The 15713-nt window shown below is 63.3% G+C and carries 16 protein-coding genes and 1 other RNA gene; 7 read left to right on the top strand and 10 right to left on the bottom strand.

From position 1 onward, the window contains the following. Positions 1-587 precede the first annotated feature (587 nt). Positions 588-1064, bottom strand: coding sequence for an Lrp/AsnC family transcriptional regulator (locus IB259_RS21870; RefSeq protein ID WP_054458545.1), 477 nt, complete (start codon positions 1062-1064; stop codon positions 588-590). Between the two features lie 156 nt (positions 1065-1220). Here IB259_RS21870 and hppD point away from each other — a divergent pair, with 156 nt between their 5' ends. Then, positions 1221-2333, top strand: a complete 1113-nt coding sequence (hppD, locus tag IB259_RS21875) for a 4-hydroxyphenylpyruvate dioxygenase (RefSeq protein ID WP_054458542.1) — start codon at positions 1221-1223, stop codon at positions 2331-2333. Between the two features lie 82 nt (positions 2334-2415). Here hppD and msrA read toward each other — a convergent pair whose 3' ends face one another. The 3 genes from msrA to ilvD form a co-directional block, all read right to left on the bottom strand. Then, a complete protein-coding gene (gene msrA, locus IB259_RS21880; protein ID WP_192330114.1) occupies positions 2416-2970 on the bottom strand; it encodes a peptide-methionine (S)-S-oxide reductase MsrA in 555 nt (184 codons plus the stop codon). 79 nt (positions 2971-3049) lie between these two features. Further along, positions 3050-3385 carry a c-type cytochrome gene (locus IB259_RS21885; protein ID WP_054458538.1) on the bottom strand — a complete coding sequence of 112 codons (336 nt, stop codon included), beginning with the start codon at positions 3383-3385 and terminating at the stop codon, positions 3050-3052. Continuing rightward, a complete protein-coding gene (ilvD, locus tag IB259_RS21890) occupies positions 3369-5054 on the bottom strand; it encodes a dihydroxy-acid dehydratase (protein ID WP_054458536.1) in 1686 nt (561 codons plus the stop codon). The genes IB259_RS21885 and ilvD overlap by 17 nt, the downstream gene beginning before the upstream one ends. 126 nt (positions 5055-5180) lie before the next feature. Here ilvD and lgt point away from each other — a divergent pair, with 126 nt between their 5' ends. Continuing rightward, positions 5181-5969: a prolipoprotein diacylglyceryl transferase gene (gene lgt / locus IB259_RS21895; RefSeq protein ID WP_054458535.1), complete on the top strand. Its 789-nt coding sequence runs from the start codon at positions 5181-5183 to the stop codon at positions 5967-5969. Here lgt and IB259_RS21900 read toward each other — a convergent pair. The 4 genes from IB259_RS21900 to IB259_RS21915 form a co-directional block, all read right to left on the bottom strand. After that, positions 5944-6702, bottom strand: a complete 759-nt coding sequence (locus IB259_RS21900; protein ID WP_054458533.1) for an SIMPL domain-containing protein — start codon at positions 6700-6702, stop codon at positions 5944-5946. The genes lgt and IB259_RS21900 overlap by 26 nt on opposite strands. 80 nt (positions 6703-6782) lie before the next feature. Next, a non-coding RNA gene (ssrS, locus tag IB259_RS21905) (6S RNA) lies at positions 6783-6967 on the bottom strand. 33 nt (positions 6968-7000) lie between these two features. After that, positions 7001-7312: a cell division protein ZapA gene (locus IB259_RS21910; RefSeq protein WP_006388757.1), complete on the bottom strand. Its 312-nt coding sequence runs from the start codon at positions 7310-7312 to the stop codon at positions 7001-7003. After that, the gene (locus IB259_RS21915) at positions 7312-7758 is read right to left on the bottom strand and encodes a hypothetical protein (protein WP_054458532.1); all 447 of its coding nucleotides are present in this window, start codon (positions 7756-7758) and stop codon (positions 7312-7314) included. Before IB259_RS21915 ends, IB259_RS21910 begins: the two co-directional genes overlap by 1 nt. Before the next feature lie 424 nt (positions 7759-8182). Between IB259_RS21915 and IB259_RS21920 the strand changes: the two genes are divergently transcribed. From IB259_RS21920 to IB259_RS21935, 4 genes are all read left to right on the top strand, one after another. After that, positions 8183-8647 (top strand): tripartite tricarboxylate transporter TctB family protein, encoded by a 465-nt coding sequence (locus IB259_RS21920; protein ID WP_054458530.1) that lies wholly within the window; start codon positions 8183-8185, stop codon positions 8645-8647. Between the two features lie 13 nt (positions 8648-8660). Beyond that, positions 8661-10166 carry a tripartite tricarboxylate transporter permease gene (locus IB259_RS21925; protein WP_054458528.1) on the top strand — a complete coding sequence of 502 codons (1506 nt, stop codon included), beginning with the start codon at positions 8661-8663 and terminating at the stop codon, positions 10164-10166. 187 nt (positions 10167-10353) lie between these two features. Continuing rightward, entirely contained in the window at positions 10354-11958 is a 1605-nt protein-coding gene (locus IB259_RS21930; RefSeq protein WP_175161287.1) for a gamma-glutamyltransferase family protein, read from the top strand. Positions 11959-12032: 74 nt separating this feature from the next. Further along, on the top strand, positions 12033-12938 hold the full coding sequence (locus IB259_RS21935; protein ID WP_119449440.1) for an NAD(P)-dependent oxidoreductase: 906 nt from the start codon (positions 12033-12035) through the stop codon (positions 12936-12938). A gap of 66 nt (positions 12939-13004) precedes the next feature. Here IB259_RS21935 and IB259_RS21940 read toward each other — a convergent pair whose 3' ends face one another. Continuing rightward, entirely contained in the window at positions 13005-13634 is a 630-nt protein-coding gene (locus IB259_RS21940; RefSeq protein ID WP_054458522.1) for an FMN-dependent NADH-azoreductase, read from the bottom strand. A gap of 152 nt (positions 13635-13786) precedes the next feature. Here IB259_RS21940 and IB259_RS21945 point away from each other — a divergent pair, with 152 nt between their 5' ends. Continuing rightward, entirely contained in the window at positions 13787-14722 is a 936-nt protein-coding gene (locus IB259_RS21945; protein ID WP_054458519.1) for a LysR family transcriptional regulator, read from the top strand. On the opposite strand, the gene IB259_RS21950 is transcribed toward IB259_RS21945, so the two are convergent. Beyond that, positions 14716-15645, bottom strand: a complete 930-nt coding sequence (locus tag IB259_RS21950; RefSeq protein WP_119449438.1) for a glyoxylate/hydroxypyruvate reductase A — start codon at positions 15643-15645, stop codon at positions 14716-14718. The genes IB259_RS21945 and IB259_RS21950 overlap by 7 nt on opposite strands. Positions 15646-15713 lie beyond the last annotated feature (68 nt).

The raw sequence follows: 15713 nt of genomic DNA on the forward strand, positions 1-15713 counted from the left end.
CTTGCTTGCGACCTCTTCAGGCCTGCCTCTCTTAGCAGCTATCGAAATATCAGGGTTAACCCTAAGTTTTCGGCAACTGCCAAGCCCAAGACTATAACACGATTTTTGCAGATTGTGCAACTGGCTTCTGCCTAACTTGCACCTTATCTAGCAACCCCATCGCCGCCGCTTTCGCTTTGAATCTGAGATCGGTTACCGCCTGGATGACCAGCGATATAAGGGTAAACCCTTAATAATCATCACCAGCCAAGCCCAAGACTATAGCACGATTTTTGCAGATTACGCAACTGGCTTCTGCCTAATTTACTGCAACCCTTGCAATAACCGCTGTCAACATCGCTGCTGACCTGGCGGCAGGCCGGCTAGGTTTCCCTTAGCCAACCCGTGTGCCTGCTTGGCTTCACGCTTCAAAACTGCCCGAATCGCGAAGGAGCGAGACTATAGCACGGAATTTTGGCGGGATACGAAGGTGACACCCTTTTTTTAAAAGATGCATCCTTTACGGGGACGCACCATTCGCCCTGGACACCCCACGACAAACGTCTGAGGGCGGTACCTATATATAGAGAGGGGCTGAAAAGCCATAGCTAGAGCCTGAGCTCCGTGGTTTCCTTGATCTGCTGCAGGGCGAAGAATGAACGCATGTCCACCACTGCAGGGTGGCGCATCAGCGTATCCATGGCGAACCGGGAGAAATGCGCCAGGTCGGCGACCTGTATACGCAACAGGTAGTCCATGTCTCCGGACATGGCATAGCACTCCACGACCTCCGGCCATAGTTGCACGTCGCGTGCGAAGTCGCTCATGGGAGCATGACTGGATCCGCTGTGCTTGTTCAGACGGATGTTTACGTAGGCGAGCAGCCCCAGGCCGACCTTCTTCGCGTCGATCAGGGCGACGTACTTCTTGATGAAGCCCTTCTCTTCCAGTCTGCGGACCCGCCGCAGGCAGGGACTGGGCGACAGCGACACACGATCGGCCAGCTCCTGGTTGCTGAGGCGGCCGTCGCGCTGCAATTCGGCCAGAATCCGTATATCTGTCCTATCCAGCTCAATGTCAGACATTTTCAGCCCTTAATATTTTCTATCCGGCAATATTATTGCTCAACCTACTGGCTTTCGCGACATGTTTGCAATTGTCTGCCCGTCGTTCCTTCCTACAATCTCCGTCTAGACTTGAAGAACAAGTCGTCCTTAAAAACGATGCAAGGGAGCAGACTTATGAGCAGCGCTTTCCAACCCTGGGACAACCCGATGGGCACCGCCGGGTTCGAATTCATTGAATATGCCGCGCCGGACCCCGCCGCGCTGCGCAAGGTGTTCGAACTGCTGGGCTTCAAGGCCATCGCCAAGCACCGCCACAAGGACGTGACCCTGTACCGCCAGGGCGGCGTCAACTTCCTGATCAACGCAGAACCGGATTCCTTCGCCCAGCGTTTCGCGCGCCTGCATGGCCCGTCGATCTGTGCGATCGGCTTTCGTGTGCAAGATGCCAACGCCGCCTACAAGCGCGCGCTGGAACTGGGCGCGTGGGGCTTCGATTCGCACAGCGGCCCGATGGAATTGAACATTCCGGCGATCAAGGGAATCGGCGATTCGCTGATCTACCTGGTGGACCGCTGGGCTGGCAAGGACGGCCATGGCGGTATTGGCGACATCAGCATCTATGACGTGGACTTCGTTCCCGTGGATCCGCAAAACGCCCAGGCCGACCTGAATCACCGCGGCGCCGGCTTGACGCTGGTGGACCACCTGACGCACAACGTGCACAAGGGCCGCATGGCCGAGTGGGCAGAGTTCTACGAACGCCTCTTCAATTTCCGCGAAGTCCGCTACTTCGACATCGAGGGCAAGGTGACGGGCGTGAAGTCCAAGGCCATGACCTCGCCTTGCGGCAACATCCGCATTCCGATCAACGAGGAAGGCACGGAAGAAAAGGGCCAGATCCAGGAATACCTGGACCTATACCGTGGCGAAGGCATCCAGCACATCGCCATGGCCACCGAAGATATCTACGCCACCATCGAAGCGCTGCGCCAGAACGGCGTAGTGTTCCTGGACACGCCGGAAACCTACTACGAGCTGCTGGACCGGCGTCTGCCGAACCACGGCGAAGACGTAGCGCGCCTGCAAAAGAACCGCATCCTGTTGGACGGCGCCCCCGGCGGCGGCCTGCTGCTGCAGATCTTCACCGAAAACCAGATCGGCCCGATCTTCTTCGAGATCATCCAGCGCAAGGGCAACGATGGCTTCGGCGAAGGTAACTTCAAGGCCCTGTTCGAGTCGATCGAACTGGACCAGATGCGCCGCGGCGTGGTGAAGACCGTCGAATAAAGACTTCCCCCGCCAGCGCCCGGTGCTCGGGCATCGGCGCTGGCTTTGAAACCTCACCTTGTGGTGAGGTTTTTTTTGCCTGCTACTTTTGCAGCCGCTCCTGGAACTGCTTGCGGAACTTGGCGACCTTGGGCGCGATCACGAATTGGCAATAGCCTTGCTCGGGATGCTGGGCGAAGTAGTTGCTGTGGTAGTCCTCGGCCTGCCAGAACTTGGCGGGCGGCAGCACGTGAGTCACGATGGGCGCATCGTAGATCTGCTGTGCATTGACCTCGGCGATGACGGCTTGGGCCTGCTCGCGCTGCCCCTCGTTCTGCCAGAAGATGGCGGATTCGTATTGCGGACCGACGTCATTGCCCTGGCGGCCCGGTGTGGTGGGGTCGTGGGTCGCGAAGAATACGCGCAACAAGTCACTGTAGGACAGTTCAGCGGGATCGAACTCGATGCGGGCCACTTCAATGTGGCCCGTGGCCTTGCCGCAGACCTGCTCGTAGCTGGGATTGTCCACATGCCCGCCGCTATAACCGGGCAGCACGCTCTTGACCCCGCGCAGCTCGGTGAACACCGCTTCAACGCACCAGAAGCAGCCGCCGCCAAGTACCGCGACCTCATTGCCCGGAGAGGGTTGTTCTGCCATGACGATTCCTTCCTGATAAAGGGCCGCGGAATACGGCCTGGCGTCCCGGCTTTCGTGCGCGGAACGCGAGAGAATAAGACTACTGCTTGGGCGGAGCCAGCGACAAGATCCATTCGGCGAGCGCGCGGGCGTCGTCCGGGCTGACCTGAGTCTGCGCGGGCATGGGCACGGCACCCCAGGCGCCGCGACCGCCGCCGCGGATCTTGCCTGCCAGGTAATCGACCATGGCGTCGCCCTGCCCCGCATAGCGTTCAGCCACGCTCTTGAGCGGCGGGCCGACACGCTTGGCTTCGACCTGGTGGCAGGCCATACAGGCCTTGTTCTTGGCCAGGTCCAACCCGGTGGTTTGCGCTTGCGCCGCCCCCGCGCCCAGGACGCAGGCGGCGGCCAACAACAGACTACTCTTCAAATGCATCGGTAACTGCCCCACGGCTCGCGGTGCTGGCGAGCTTGCCGAATTTGGCAAGCACACCGCGTGTATAACGCGGCCGGGGCTGAACCCAGGCCTGGCGACGAGCCGCCATTTCTTCGTCGCTGATATTGAGCTGCAATAGCAGCTTGTGGGCATCGATGGTAACCGAATCGCCCTCGCGGATCAGCGCGATGGGGCCGCCCACGAAAGCCTCCGGCGCGACATGGCCCACGACCATCCCCCAGGTGCCACCGGAAAAACGGCCGTCGGTGATGAGACCCACCGTTTCGCCCAGTCCCTGGCCGACCAGCGCGGAGGTCGGCGCAAGCATCTCACGCATGCCGGGACCGCCCTTCGGCCCTTCGTAGCGGATGACCACCACGTCGCCATCGCGGATCTCGCGCGCCATGATGGCGGTCATGGCGTCATCCTCGGAATCGAAGACGCGCGCCGGGCCCGTGATGACGGGATTCTTCAGGCCAGTGATCTTGGCGACACAGCCTTCGGGAGAGAGATTGCCTTTCAGGATGGCAAGATGGCCTTGCGGGTACAGCGCGCGATCCAGCGGCATGATGACATCCTGGTCCGCCCTGGGAGCGTCGGGCACATCAGCCAGGGTCTCGGCGATGGTCTTGCCGGTGATGGTGATGCAGTCGCCGTGCAACAGGCCGGCGTTGAGCAGCAGCTTCATGACCTGCGGAATGCCGCCGGCGCGATGCAGGTCGGTGGCGACATATTTGCCGGACGGTTTCAGGTCGCACAGGACAGGCACGCGCTTGCGGATGCGTTCAAAGTCGTCGATGGTCCACGGCACTTCCGCCGCATGCGCGATTGCCAGGAAATGCAGCACGGCGTTGGTGGAGCCGCCCGTGGCCATGATGACGGACACCGCGTTTTCGATGGATTCGCGCGTGATGATGTCGCGCGGGCGCAAACCCTTCCTGACCGCCTCGACAAGCACGCGCGCAGACTCCGCGGCGGAGGTGACCTTTTCTTCGTCCTCGTTGGCCATGGTGCTGGAGTATGGCAGGCTCATGCCCATGGCTTCGAACGCGGAGCTCATGGTGTTGGCGGTGTACATGCCGCCACAGGACCCGGAGCCGGGAATCGCGCACTTCTCTATCTGCTTGAAATCTTCTTCGGGCATGCGGCCCATGGTGTATTCGCCCACGGCCTCGAAGACGGAGACGATGGTGAGATCGTTGCCCTTGTAGTGGCCGGGCTTGATGGTGCCGCCATAGACGTAGATGCCGGGCACATTGGTGCGCGCCAGTGCGATCATGCCGCCAGGCATGTTCTTGTCGCACCCGCCTATCACCACCACGCCGTCCATCCACTGCCCTTGCGCCGCGGTCTCGATGCAGTCGGCGATGACCTCGCGGGAGACCAGCGAGTACTTCATGCCCTCGGTGCCCATGGACATGCCGTCTGAAATGGTGGGCGTGCCGAATACCTGGGGATTGGCCCGTGACGCGCGGATCGCATCGATGGCCGCATCGGCCAGGCGCTGCAGGCCGCTATTGCATGGCGTGATCGTCGAATGGCCGTTGGCCACGCCGATCATGGGATTTTCGAAGTCGGCTTCCTGATAGCCCAGCGCGTAATACATGGCGCGATTGGGCGCGCGCGCGACACCGTGGGTGATGTGGCGGGAACGATCGTTGTGCGGCATGGTCTGTCTCCTGTCGGCCGCCGGGGCTCGGACATGGCAACCGCCCCGGGGGAACTGGCTCGCTTGCGCGCGAATCTTCAATGTTCGCCGGTTATTATCATTCAACTTTATTGTGTCGGGCAGAACATGCTGCAATATCCCCAATTTGACCCCGTCGCCCTGCAGATCGGGCCGCTTGCCATCCACTGGTACGGACTGATGTACCTGGTGGGCTTCGCCCTGGTGTACCTGCTGGGACGCCGCCGCATCACCTCCGGCCACACCACGTCACTGAACGTGAAGGATCTGGAAGACCTGATCTTCTATAGCGTGCTGGGCGTGGTGCTGGGCGGACGGCTGGGTTATGTGCTGTTCTACAAGCCCTCTTACTACCTGTCCCATCCGCTGGAAGTGCTGTACCTGTGGCAGGGCGGCATGTCGTTCCATGGCGGGCTGATCGGCGTAATCGTGGTGATGCTGCTGTTCGCACGCAAGAAGAAGCTGCCATTCTTCGCGGTCAGCGATTTCATCGCGCCGCTGATTCCGCTGGGGCTGGGCTTTGGCCGCCTGGGCAACTTCATCAATGGCGAACTCTGGGGCCGGCCCACCGATGTGCCGTGGGCCATGGTGTTTCCGGGCAGCGGCGACGGACTGGCGCGCCACCCCTCGCAACTCTATGAGCTGGGCCTGGAAGGCATCGTGCTGTTCGCGCTGCTGTGGTGGTTTTCGAGCAAGCCGCGCCCGCTGGGCCAGGTGAGCGGGCTCTTCCTGATGGGTTACGGAACGTTCCGCTTCCTGGTGGAATTCACCCGCGAGCCGGACAACTTCCTGGGCCTGCTCGCGGGCGGGTTGAGCATGGGACAGTGGCTGTCCGTGCCGATGGTCGCCCTGGGCGCCATCATGTTCAGCCTTACTGCAAAACGATCGTCCCGTTGACCGCGATGCTGACCGTGACGTTGCCCGCTTCCAGCGGGACGTCCGGGCTATAGCCGCCCGAGGCATCCTTGGCCATGGCCGCGGCGCCCATCATGCGCGGCATCGGCACGGGGCCGCCCGAGCCGCCCAGTTCCAGCTTGGACAGGCGGTAGCCCGAGAAACCGAAGGCGTTGGCTGCGGCCAGCGCGCGGTCCTTGAAGGCTTGCGCGGCTTCCTTGAGCAGCTTGCGCTCTTCCGCCTCGCGCACTTCGCGCGACAGCAGGAAGCTGATATTCGAGATGGCGGTCTTGTCCGACAGCTTGGACGCCAACGCCGCCGCGGCTTCGAAGTCCTTGGATTCCAGGATCACTTCGCCCTGGCCGCGCCAGGAACCGATCTTGCCCTTGCTGGAAGTGTTCGGCCAGACGTTGTAGCCGCCAGTGCGCACTTCCACTCCTTTGACGTCGCGCGCACGCTTGACCACGTCGTCCAAGGCCGCGCTCAGCTTCTTGCCTGCGGCGGGCTGGTCGGGCGCCTCGACTTCGGCGGACAAGGAAATGCGGACCGTGTCCTGCTTGACTTCAGAAGACGCATTGGCCTGCAGAGTCAGTTCGGGCGCGCGGCTGGCCGACGCTTCGGTCGCGGCGGCGGGCGCCTGGGTCTGCGCATGGGCAAGCGGCGCGGCGCTCAGAGCGGCCACGGCTGCGCACGCTGCGCCGAGTTTGGTCAGCGAGAAAACAGGGTGTTTGAACATGGGCTGGTCCTAGAGGGAGGACGAAGGGGAGTGGTGAGGCGCCCGAGGCGGACCTGCTCTTATGGCAGGCCCGCTGGGATAGATGCCCCGCCTGTGCCGTCAAGGCCGGCATCTCGAACCCTGAGGTTCAAGGTGGTCGCGTTCCGAAGAGCGTCGGGTTCGTCTACAGGAGACGATCACTCCAGCTCTGCACTCCCGCAACCAATATGCCATAAGACATAGGTTCAGAGAATGTATGGCCTAGTCACGAACACGGCAGGGACAAACTGAAAATACTTGAGTACTGCTATATGAACTGTCAGAGCAGCTTTTCCTGACCCGACAAGGCGTCATCGAGTACTGCGTTCATGTCCTCGATTCTACGCTTGAAGTCGCCGACCGCCAAACCGCCCAGCGGACCATCGGGCGCTTTCATGGCGAGCAGCTCGCCCGCGACTTGCAGCGCGGCCATCACGGCGATGCGTTCATTGCTGGAGACCTTGCCCGTGCCCTGGATGCGCAGCATCAGTTGGTCCACGTGGCGCACGGCGGCCAGCAGCGTCGGCTTCTCTTCGGCGGAACACGCCAAAGAGTAGTCGCGCCCCAGTATGGTGACATCTACGCGTTCCATCAGTGTTGCTCTCCAGACGGTGCGCCCGGCAAGCGGGCCAGCACGGCGTCAATGCGCTCGCGGGCCGATGCGGCGGCCACGCGCAAGCGCTGTAATTCGGTGTCGCGGGTCTGCAAGCTGCCTTGCAATTCGGTTTCACGGGCGGAGAAACGCGATTCGAGAGACTGGCGCTCGGAGGTTTCGCGGGCCAGTTGCTCGCGCAGCGCGGCCTCGGCCTGCTGGGCTTGCTCGAGCATGGAGGTGACCGCGCCGTCGTGATCCTGAAGCTTGCTCTGGAGCGTGACGATTTCGGCCTCGCGCTCGGCGGCGCGCTGCTTGAGCACACGCTGCTCAGCTTCGGTTTCGTTCAGGCGTTGGCGCAACGCGTCACGCTCTGCGTGGAGTTGCCGGGTGCGTTGCACCAGTTGCCCTATGCGGGCGGCGAGTTGGTCTAGATCTTGCAGCATGGGCGCTATCGTAAACCATCCTGAGTTGAACGGGGTCTCTTCACGCAAGGTGAGAAACCCGGCAATATTCAGTAGGATTTATTCCTGCCTCATTCGAAAGCCACGCATCCGGCCGATCCTGCTTTCGTCTTTCTTTCTATAAACTTTCACTTAGCTTTCAAAAAGCCCTCAAACTTCCTGACCCGTTACAACTCGGGGTCGGGAGTTCCCGAATTCTAGGGAAAACCCCAGCCTTTCACCGACCTTACAGGGTTTGCAGCGTGGCGGGCGTCCATTACCATTCGCCCTTTCAAGAATCCCAGCCTTACCTTTCATAAGAACAAATGGCACCCTGAAGTGCCTTTTTTGTGCCTGTCACTCGCCTGTCGGCGGGATTGGCCACAGACCTTTTTATCTACATGCTGTAAACAGGAGCCAACCAATCATGCAGCTACGCAATCGACAGGACTTCTGGTCGGGGGTGATGTTCATCGCCCTTGGACTGGGATTCGCCTGGCAGGCCAGCAGCTACCAAATGGGTACTGCCGCCCGAATGGGCCCAGGGTATTTTCCTTTCTGGCTAGGCATTGTTCTGGCATTGCTGGGCGCCATCGTGCTGCTTGGCTCGATGTCCAAGAAGGCGCACGAAACCCACGTCGACAAGTTCGACTGGCGCATCGTGTTCCTGGTGGTCGGATCGGTCGTGCTCTACGGCTTCATCCTCAAGCTGCTGGGCATCTACATCTCGGTGTTCGTTCTGGTTGTCGTCAGCAGCCTGGCCAGCCATGAGTTCAGCCTGAAGGTCGCCGTTGCCAACGCGATCTTCCTGGTGGTGTTCTCGTATCTGGCATTCGTCAAGGGGCTGGGGCTGATTTTCCCGCTGTGGCCGTCGTTTCTGGGCATGAACTAAGGAGCCTTCGGCCATGGAATTGTTTGACAACCTCATGCTGGGCTTCTCGGTGGCGTTCACGCCCGAGAACCTGGCCTATGCCCTGCTGGGCTGCATCCTGGGCACGCTGATCGGCGTGCTGCCGGGCATCGGCCCTGTCCCGACCATCGCAATGCTGCTGCCGATCACGTACGTGCTGCCCCCGGTGGCCGGCCTGATCATGCTGGCAGGCATCTACTACGGCGCCCAATATGGCGGCTCCACAACGGCAATTCTCGTGGCCTTGCCAGGGGAAACGTCCGCGGTGGTGACCGTGCTGGACGGCCACCAGATGGCCCGCAACGGCCGCGCGGGCGCCGCGCTGGCAATCGCTGCGCTGGGTTCGTTCTTCGCAGGCTGCGTGGCCACGCTGCTGCTGGCCGCCTTCGCGCCCCCGCTGGCTGAAGTCGCGTTCAAGTTCGGCCCGGCCGAGTACTTCTCGCTGATGTGCCTGGGCCTAGTCGGCGCCGTGGTGCTGGCTTCGGGTTCGCTGCCGAAGGCCATCGCGATGATCCTGCTGGGTCTGCTGCTGGGCATGGTGGGCACCGACGTGAACTCGGGCGTCGCCCGCTTCGACTTCGGCATCCCCGAACTGCAAGACGGCATCGACTTCGCCATCGTGGCCATGGGCGTGTTCGGCTTCGCCGAAATCATGACCAACCTCGAGCAGAAGGAAAACCGCGTCGACATCACCGACAAGATCGGCTCGCTGTACCCCAACAAGCAGGAATTCAAGGAAGCCGCCCCCGCTGTGCTGCGCGGCACAGCTCTGGGTTCGGCCCTGGGCATCCTGCCTGGCGGTGGCGCCGTGTTGTCGTCGTTCGCCTCCTACACGCTGGAAAAGAAGATCTCGCGCAATCCGGAACGCTTCGGCAAGGGCCACCCGGCCGGCCTGGCTGGCCCGGAATCGGCGAACAACGCTGCTGCCCAGACCTCGTTCATCCCGCTGCTGACCCTGGGCATCCCGGGTAACGCCGTGATGGCGCTGATGGTCGGCGCGATGACCATCCACAACATCCAGCCCGGCCCGCAAGTCATGACGAGCCACCCGGAGCTGTTCTGGGGCCTGATCGCCTCGATGTGGATCGGCAACCTGATGCTGGTCGTGCTGAACCTGCCGCTGATCGGCCTGTGGGTCAAGCTGCTGAAGGTGCCCTACCGCATCCTGTTCCCGGCGATTCTGGTGTTCTGCACGATCGGCGTGTACTCGTTGAACTACAACACGTTCGACATCTTCACCACCGCCATCTTCGGCATCATCGGCTACGTGTGGTCCAAGCTGAAGTGCGAAGGCGCACCGCTGCTGCTGGGCCTGGTGCTGGGTCCCATGATGGAAGAGAACTTCCGTCGCGCCCTGCTGCTGTCGCGCGGCGACTTCACGACCTTCGTGACGCGTCCGCTGTCGGCTTCGCTGCTGGCCGTCGCCGTCTTCCTGGTGATCCTGGTGGCCCTGCCGGCGATCCGCAAGAAGCGCGAAGAGACCTTCGTCGAAGAAGACTAAAGCCAGCCTGCCGCCCCGCTGCGGCAGTCTCGCCCTGAAAACCCCCGGGTTCCGCCCGGGGGTTTTTCTTTGCGCGTCCGGCATCCAGTCCGATAAACGCTACGAATCAATACAACTCAATACGGGTTATGTTCAAACGCAGTTCGCGTACGGTAAGCTAGGGGTTTACCCCACGCGATGATTCGAGATGAATTTCAACTGGAACAACCCCTATCCCACCACCCGCCGCCCCGTGTTCGCACGCAACGTGGTCGCCACGTCACAACCGCTGGCCGCCCAGGCAGGCTTGCGGATCCTGGCGCAAGGCGGCAACGCTGTCGACGCGGCGATCGCCGCGGCCGCCACGCTGGCCCTGACGGAGCCGGTCAGCAACGGGCTGGGATCGGATTGTTTCGCCATCATCTGGGACGGGTCCAAGCTGCATGGACTGAATGCCTCGGGAACGGCGCCGGCAGCCTGGAACATGGATTATTTCCGGCGCAAGCACCAGGGCGCCATCCCGATGCGCGGCTGGGACAGCGTGACGGTGCCGGGCTGCGTGGCGGGCTGGGCCGCCCTGCACGAAAAGCTGGGCCGGTTGTCCTTTGCCGACGTGCTTGCACCCGCCATCGAATACGCCGAGCGCGGCTTTGCGGTGTCGCCCATCGTGCAGGAAAAGTGGGCGGCGCAAGCCGACCTCCTGCAACCGCAGCCGGGCTTCGCCGAGCATTTCCTGCCTCGCGGACGCGCGCCGCAGGTCGGCGAGCACTTCGTGCTTCAAGGCGCGGCCGCCACGCTCAAGCGCATTGCGGCCAGCGGCGGCCGGGACTTCTACGAAGGCGAGACCGCCCACAAGCTGGTGGCGCATGCCCAAGCCCACGACGCCGCGCTGACGCTGGCGGATCTGCGCGATTACGCGCCGCAGTGGGTGACGCCGATCAGCCAAAGCTACCGCGGCCACACGTTGCATCAGATTCCGCCCAACGGCCAAGGCATCGCCGCCCTGATCGCCCTGGGCATCCTGCAGAACTTCGACGTGGCGGCACGCCCGGTGGATCACCCTGCAACGCAGCACCTGCTGATCGAGGCGATGAAGCTGGCCTTTGCCGATGTCTACGCGCACGTGGCCGACTCGCAGCACATGCAGGTCACGCCCGAACAGATGCTGGCCGCGGACTATCTGGCGCAGCGCGCGCGCCTGATCGACCCCGATGCGGCGCAGCCCCACGCCAGCGGCCACGCGCCGCGCGGCGGCACCGTCTACCTGACGGCCGCAGACAAGTGCGGCATGATGGTCAGCTTCATCCAGTCGAACTACATGGGCTTCGGCTCCGGCGTGGTGGTGCCGGGCACCGGCGTCAGCCTGCAGAACCGCGGCCATTGCTTCAGCACCGACCCTGGCCACGCCAATGCGGTGGCGGGCGGCAAGCGCCCCTTCCACACCATCATCCCCGGCTTCCTGATGCGCAATGGCGCACCCGTCATGAGTTTCGGGGTCATGGGAGGCAATATGCAGCCCCAGGGGCAGGTGCAGACGCTGGTCCGGATGCTGGACTATGGCCAGCAGCCGCAGGCCGCCTGCGACGCGCCTCGCTGGAAATGGAATCATGGACTGTCGCTGGACGCGGAGGCCGGCCTGCCCGCGGCCGTTGCCGAGGGACTGCGCGCCCGCGGCCATGTGCTCGAAAGCATGGCGGATCCCTACATGGACTTCGGATCGGGGCAGTTCATCTGGCGCCTGGGCGACCCGGCCGTGGACGGATATGTCAGCGCCAGCGACAGCCGGCGCGATGGACTCGCCGCGGGCTTTTGATTGCGTTAAGGTTAGGGCCTGTTTACAGGCGTCAACGCCTGACGGCCCCAATCACATAAAGCGGAGTCCCCTGCATGGCAACGATCGGTACCAAGAGCTACGACGCTGTCGTAGCCCAGAAAGTCACTTTCCTCGGATTGGGCGTGATGGGCCTGCCCATGGCCGGCCACCTGGCGCGCGCAGGACACGACGTCACGGTCTACAACCGCTCGCCCGCCAAGGCCCAGGCCTGGGTCGCCGAATTCGGCGGCAAGAGCGCAGCCACGCCGCGCGAAGCCGTGGCCGGCGCGCAGATCGTGTTCGCCTGCGTCGGCAATGACGATGACCTGCGCAGCGTCGTGCTGGGCCCCGACGGCGCTTTCGCCGGCATGACGCCCGGCGCGGTCTTCGTCGACCACACCACCGCATCCGCCGACGTGGCGCGCGAACTCTACGCGCAGGCCAAGGAGCTGGGCCTGAATTTCGTCGACGCGCCGGTATCCGGCGGACAGGCAGGCGCGGTCAACGGCGTGTTGACCATCATGTGCGGCGGCGAACAAGCCGTGTTCGATGCGATCAAGCCCGTGGCGCAGAGCTTCGGCCGCGCGGTCACGCTGGTGGGCCCGCCCGGAGCCGGCCAACTGGCCAAGATGGTCAACCAGATCTGCATCGCAGGCGTCGTGCAGGGCCTGTCCGAGGCGATCGCTTTCGGCCAGGCTGCCGACCTGGACATGAAGCTGGTGCTGGACGTGATCAGCAAGGGCGCGGCGCAGAGCTGGCAGATGGAAAACCGTGGCGGCACCATGGTCGACGACAAGTTCGACTTCGGCTTCGCGGTGGACTGGATGCGCAAGGATCTGGGCCTGGTGCTGGCCGAAGCCCGCCACAATGGCGCGCGCCTGCCCCTGACGGCCCTGGTGGACCAGTTCTATGGCGACGTCCAGAAGCTGGGCGGCGGCCGCTGGGATACCTCCAGCCTGATCAAGCGCCTGCGCGACTGAGCCCTGCCCTCGCGGCAAGAAAAAAGGCGAGCCGCAAGGCTCGCCTTTTGCTTTGGACGCCTGCGCTTACGCAGCCAGGCTGTCCTGCTGCGCAGCGGGCAGCAGCGCGTCGATGCGCTGCTTGGCCTGCGCCATGCCTTCCAGCGCGGCCACTTCACCCATGGCCATGCCTTCGGCGGCGATGAAGGTGACGTCGGTCATGCCCAGGAAGGCCAGCATCTGGCGCAAGTAAGGCGTCATCGTGTCCGAAGGCGTGCCTTCGGCCTTGCCGCCGCGGGCGGTCAGCACGAACACCTGCTTGCCCTTGACCAGGCCTTCCGGCACGCCTTCGGGGGTATAGCGGAAGGTGACGCCGGCGCGGGCGAGATGATCGAGATAGCTCTTGAACTGAGCGGGCATATTGAAGTTGTAGACCGGAACGGCGAAGACGATGCGATCGGCATCCATCAATTCGGCTACCAGCGCGTCGCTCATCTCAACCAGGCGTTGCTGGTCCACGCTGCGGGCATCGGCCGGAGTGAACAGGGCGCCGGCGGTGTTGCCGTCGAAGTAAGGGATGGGCTGGGCGCCGATGTCGCGGACCTTGATGGCCGCGGCCGGATTAGACGCCTTGACGCGGTTGATCAGGTGATCGGCCAATTGCTTGCTGTTGGAACGATCGCCGAGAATAGAGGAAAGGATAACCAGGGTCTTCATTGCAAATTTCTCCAGTGAGGGCCCGCTCGCTGCGGGCGGTCAGGATCCGTAGGCTTTGATCAGATCCCGAGTGCATGGCGTCACTGTAGACGGGTTAATTGTTCACATAAATCCGGTTATGATGAACTATTCGTTCCAGGAATAGAACAATCATGCAAGATCTCAACGACCTCTACTACTTCTCCCAGGTAGTCGAACAGGGAGGGTTCAGCGCCGCGGCCAGGGTGCTGGACATTCCGAAATCCCGCTTGTCGCGCCGGATCTCGCACCTGGAGGAAAGCCTGGGCGTGCGCCTTCTGCAACGCACGACGCGCCGCTTGCGCCTGACCTCGGCGGGCGAACGTTATCTGCACTATTGCCGCGAAATGGCCGCATCGGCGCGCGCGGCGGACGACGCCATGCGGCAGTTGCAGGCCGAACCCACCGGCCCCGTGATCGTGAGCTGCCCCGTATCCATCGCGCAGGACGTGCTGTCGCCGCTGCTGCCCGAGTTCCTGGACGCCTGGCCCGCCGTGTCGGTGCAGTTGCTTGTGACCAACCGCCGCGTGGACCTGATCCGCGAGGGCGTGGACCTGGCGCTGCGCGTGCGCACCAAGCTGGATACCGACGCCGAACTGGTCGTGCGTCACTTCGGCACCGCGCGCGGCACACTGGTCGCCAGCCCCAGCTACCTGCAGCGCCATGGCACGCCCGACACGCCGCAGGACCTCGCCACGCACACCACACTGAGCTTCAGTGATCCGCAAAACGAAGTGCGCTGGCCCCTGCGCAACGACAAGGGCGAGGAAGTGCATGTGGAATTGAAACCGCAGCTGTCATGCAACGACTTCATCGTGCTGACCGAAGCCGCGGTGCGGGGCCGCGGCATCGCCCTGCTGCCCTCGATCGCCACGCATGAACAGCTGCGGCGCGGCCAGCTGGTGCAGGTCTTGCCGCAATGGCAGTCACCCGAGGGCATCGTGCATTGCATCTATCCGTCGCGGCGGGGCATGATGCCCGCCGTGCGCGCCCTGCTCGATTTCCTGTCGGAGCGCCTGCCCGCCATGTACCAGCGGCTGGAAAAAGCCCCGCTGCCGCCGGCTCAGTAGCCGCGCGAGCGGTCGACCACGCCGGTGATGGCTTCGCCGCGCTGCAACTGCGCGACCTTGCCTGCGATCTGGCGAATGCTCTCATCGCGCAAGGTGCGCGCCGCGATGTGCGGAGTCACGTGCACCCGCGCATCGCGCCAGAACGCGTGGTCCTTGGGCAAGGGTTCGGTGTGGAACACATCCAGCGTGGCGCCGTCGATTTCGCCTTCTTCGAGCATCTGCACCAGGTCATCCTCGACCAGGTGTTCGCCCCGGCCCACGTTGACCAGATGCGCATGCGGCAGCAACTGCGACAGCGTTTCGCGGTTGAGGATGCCAACGGTGTCCGGCGTGAGCGGCAGCACGTTCACCAGGAAGCGCGTGCGGGCCAGGAACGCCGGCAAGGCGGCCGCGCCCGCAAAGGTCTCGACGCCGGGAATTTCGCGCGGCGTGCGCGACCAGCCCGCCACGGGGTAGCCGAATTCGGCCAGCGTCTGAGCGACTCTGGCGCCCACCTGCCCCAGGCCCAGCACGCCCACCGGCCAGTCCGCCTGCCGCGAGCCTTCGCGGGTATCCCAGTGTTGCCGCGCCTGCGCATGATCGAAAGCTTCGAAATCGCGCGCGACGCGCAGCAACGCGTACAGCGCGTATTCCGCCATCTGCACCGACATGCCCGCGTCTTCCAGACGGACGATGCGCACCTGCGGCGGGATCTCGGGCATCTTCAGCAAGGCGTCGACGCCCGCGCCCAGGTTGAACAGCGTGGTGAGGCCGGTCTCGTGCTTGAAGAGTTCGGCCGGCGGACGCCACACCAGAGCCGCCTGCGCGCCCGAAGGCGGGCCGTCCGGGTTCCACACGGAAATGCGGCATCCGGGCATGGCGGCTTCCAGCAGCGGAACCCAGGCGGCGGGATCATGGTGGGGACAGGCAAAGAGTATGTGCATGGTGGCTCTGTGTGCAGACTGGGGAAGCCTCAAGCATGAGGGATGCCGCCGCACAAATCAAACGGCCC

The sequence above is a fragment of the Achromobacter sp. ACM04 genome (genome assembly GCF_014851465.1).
Taxonomy (GTDB): Bacteria; Pseudomonadota; Gammaproteobacteria; order Burkholderiales; family Burkholderiaceae_B; genus Achromobacter; species Achromobacter aegrifaciens.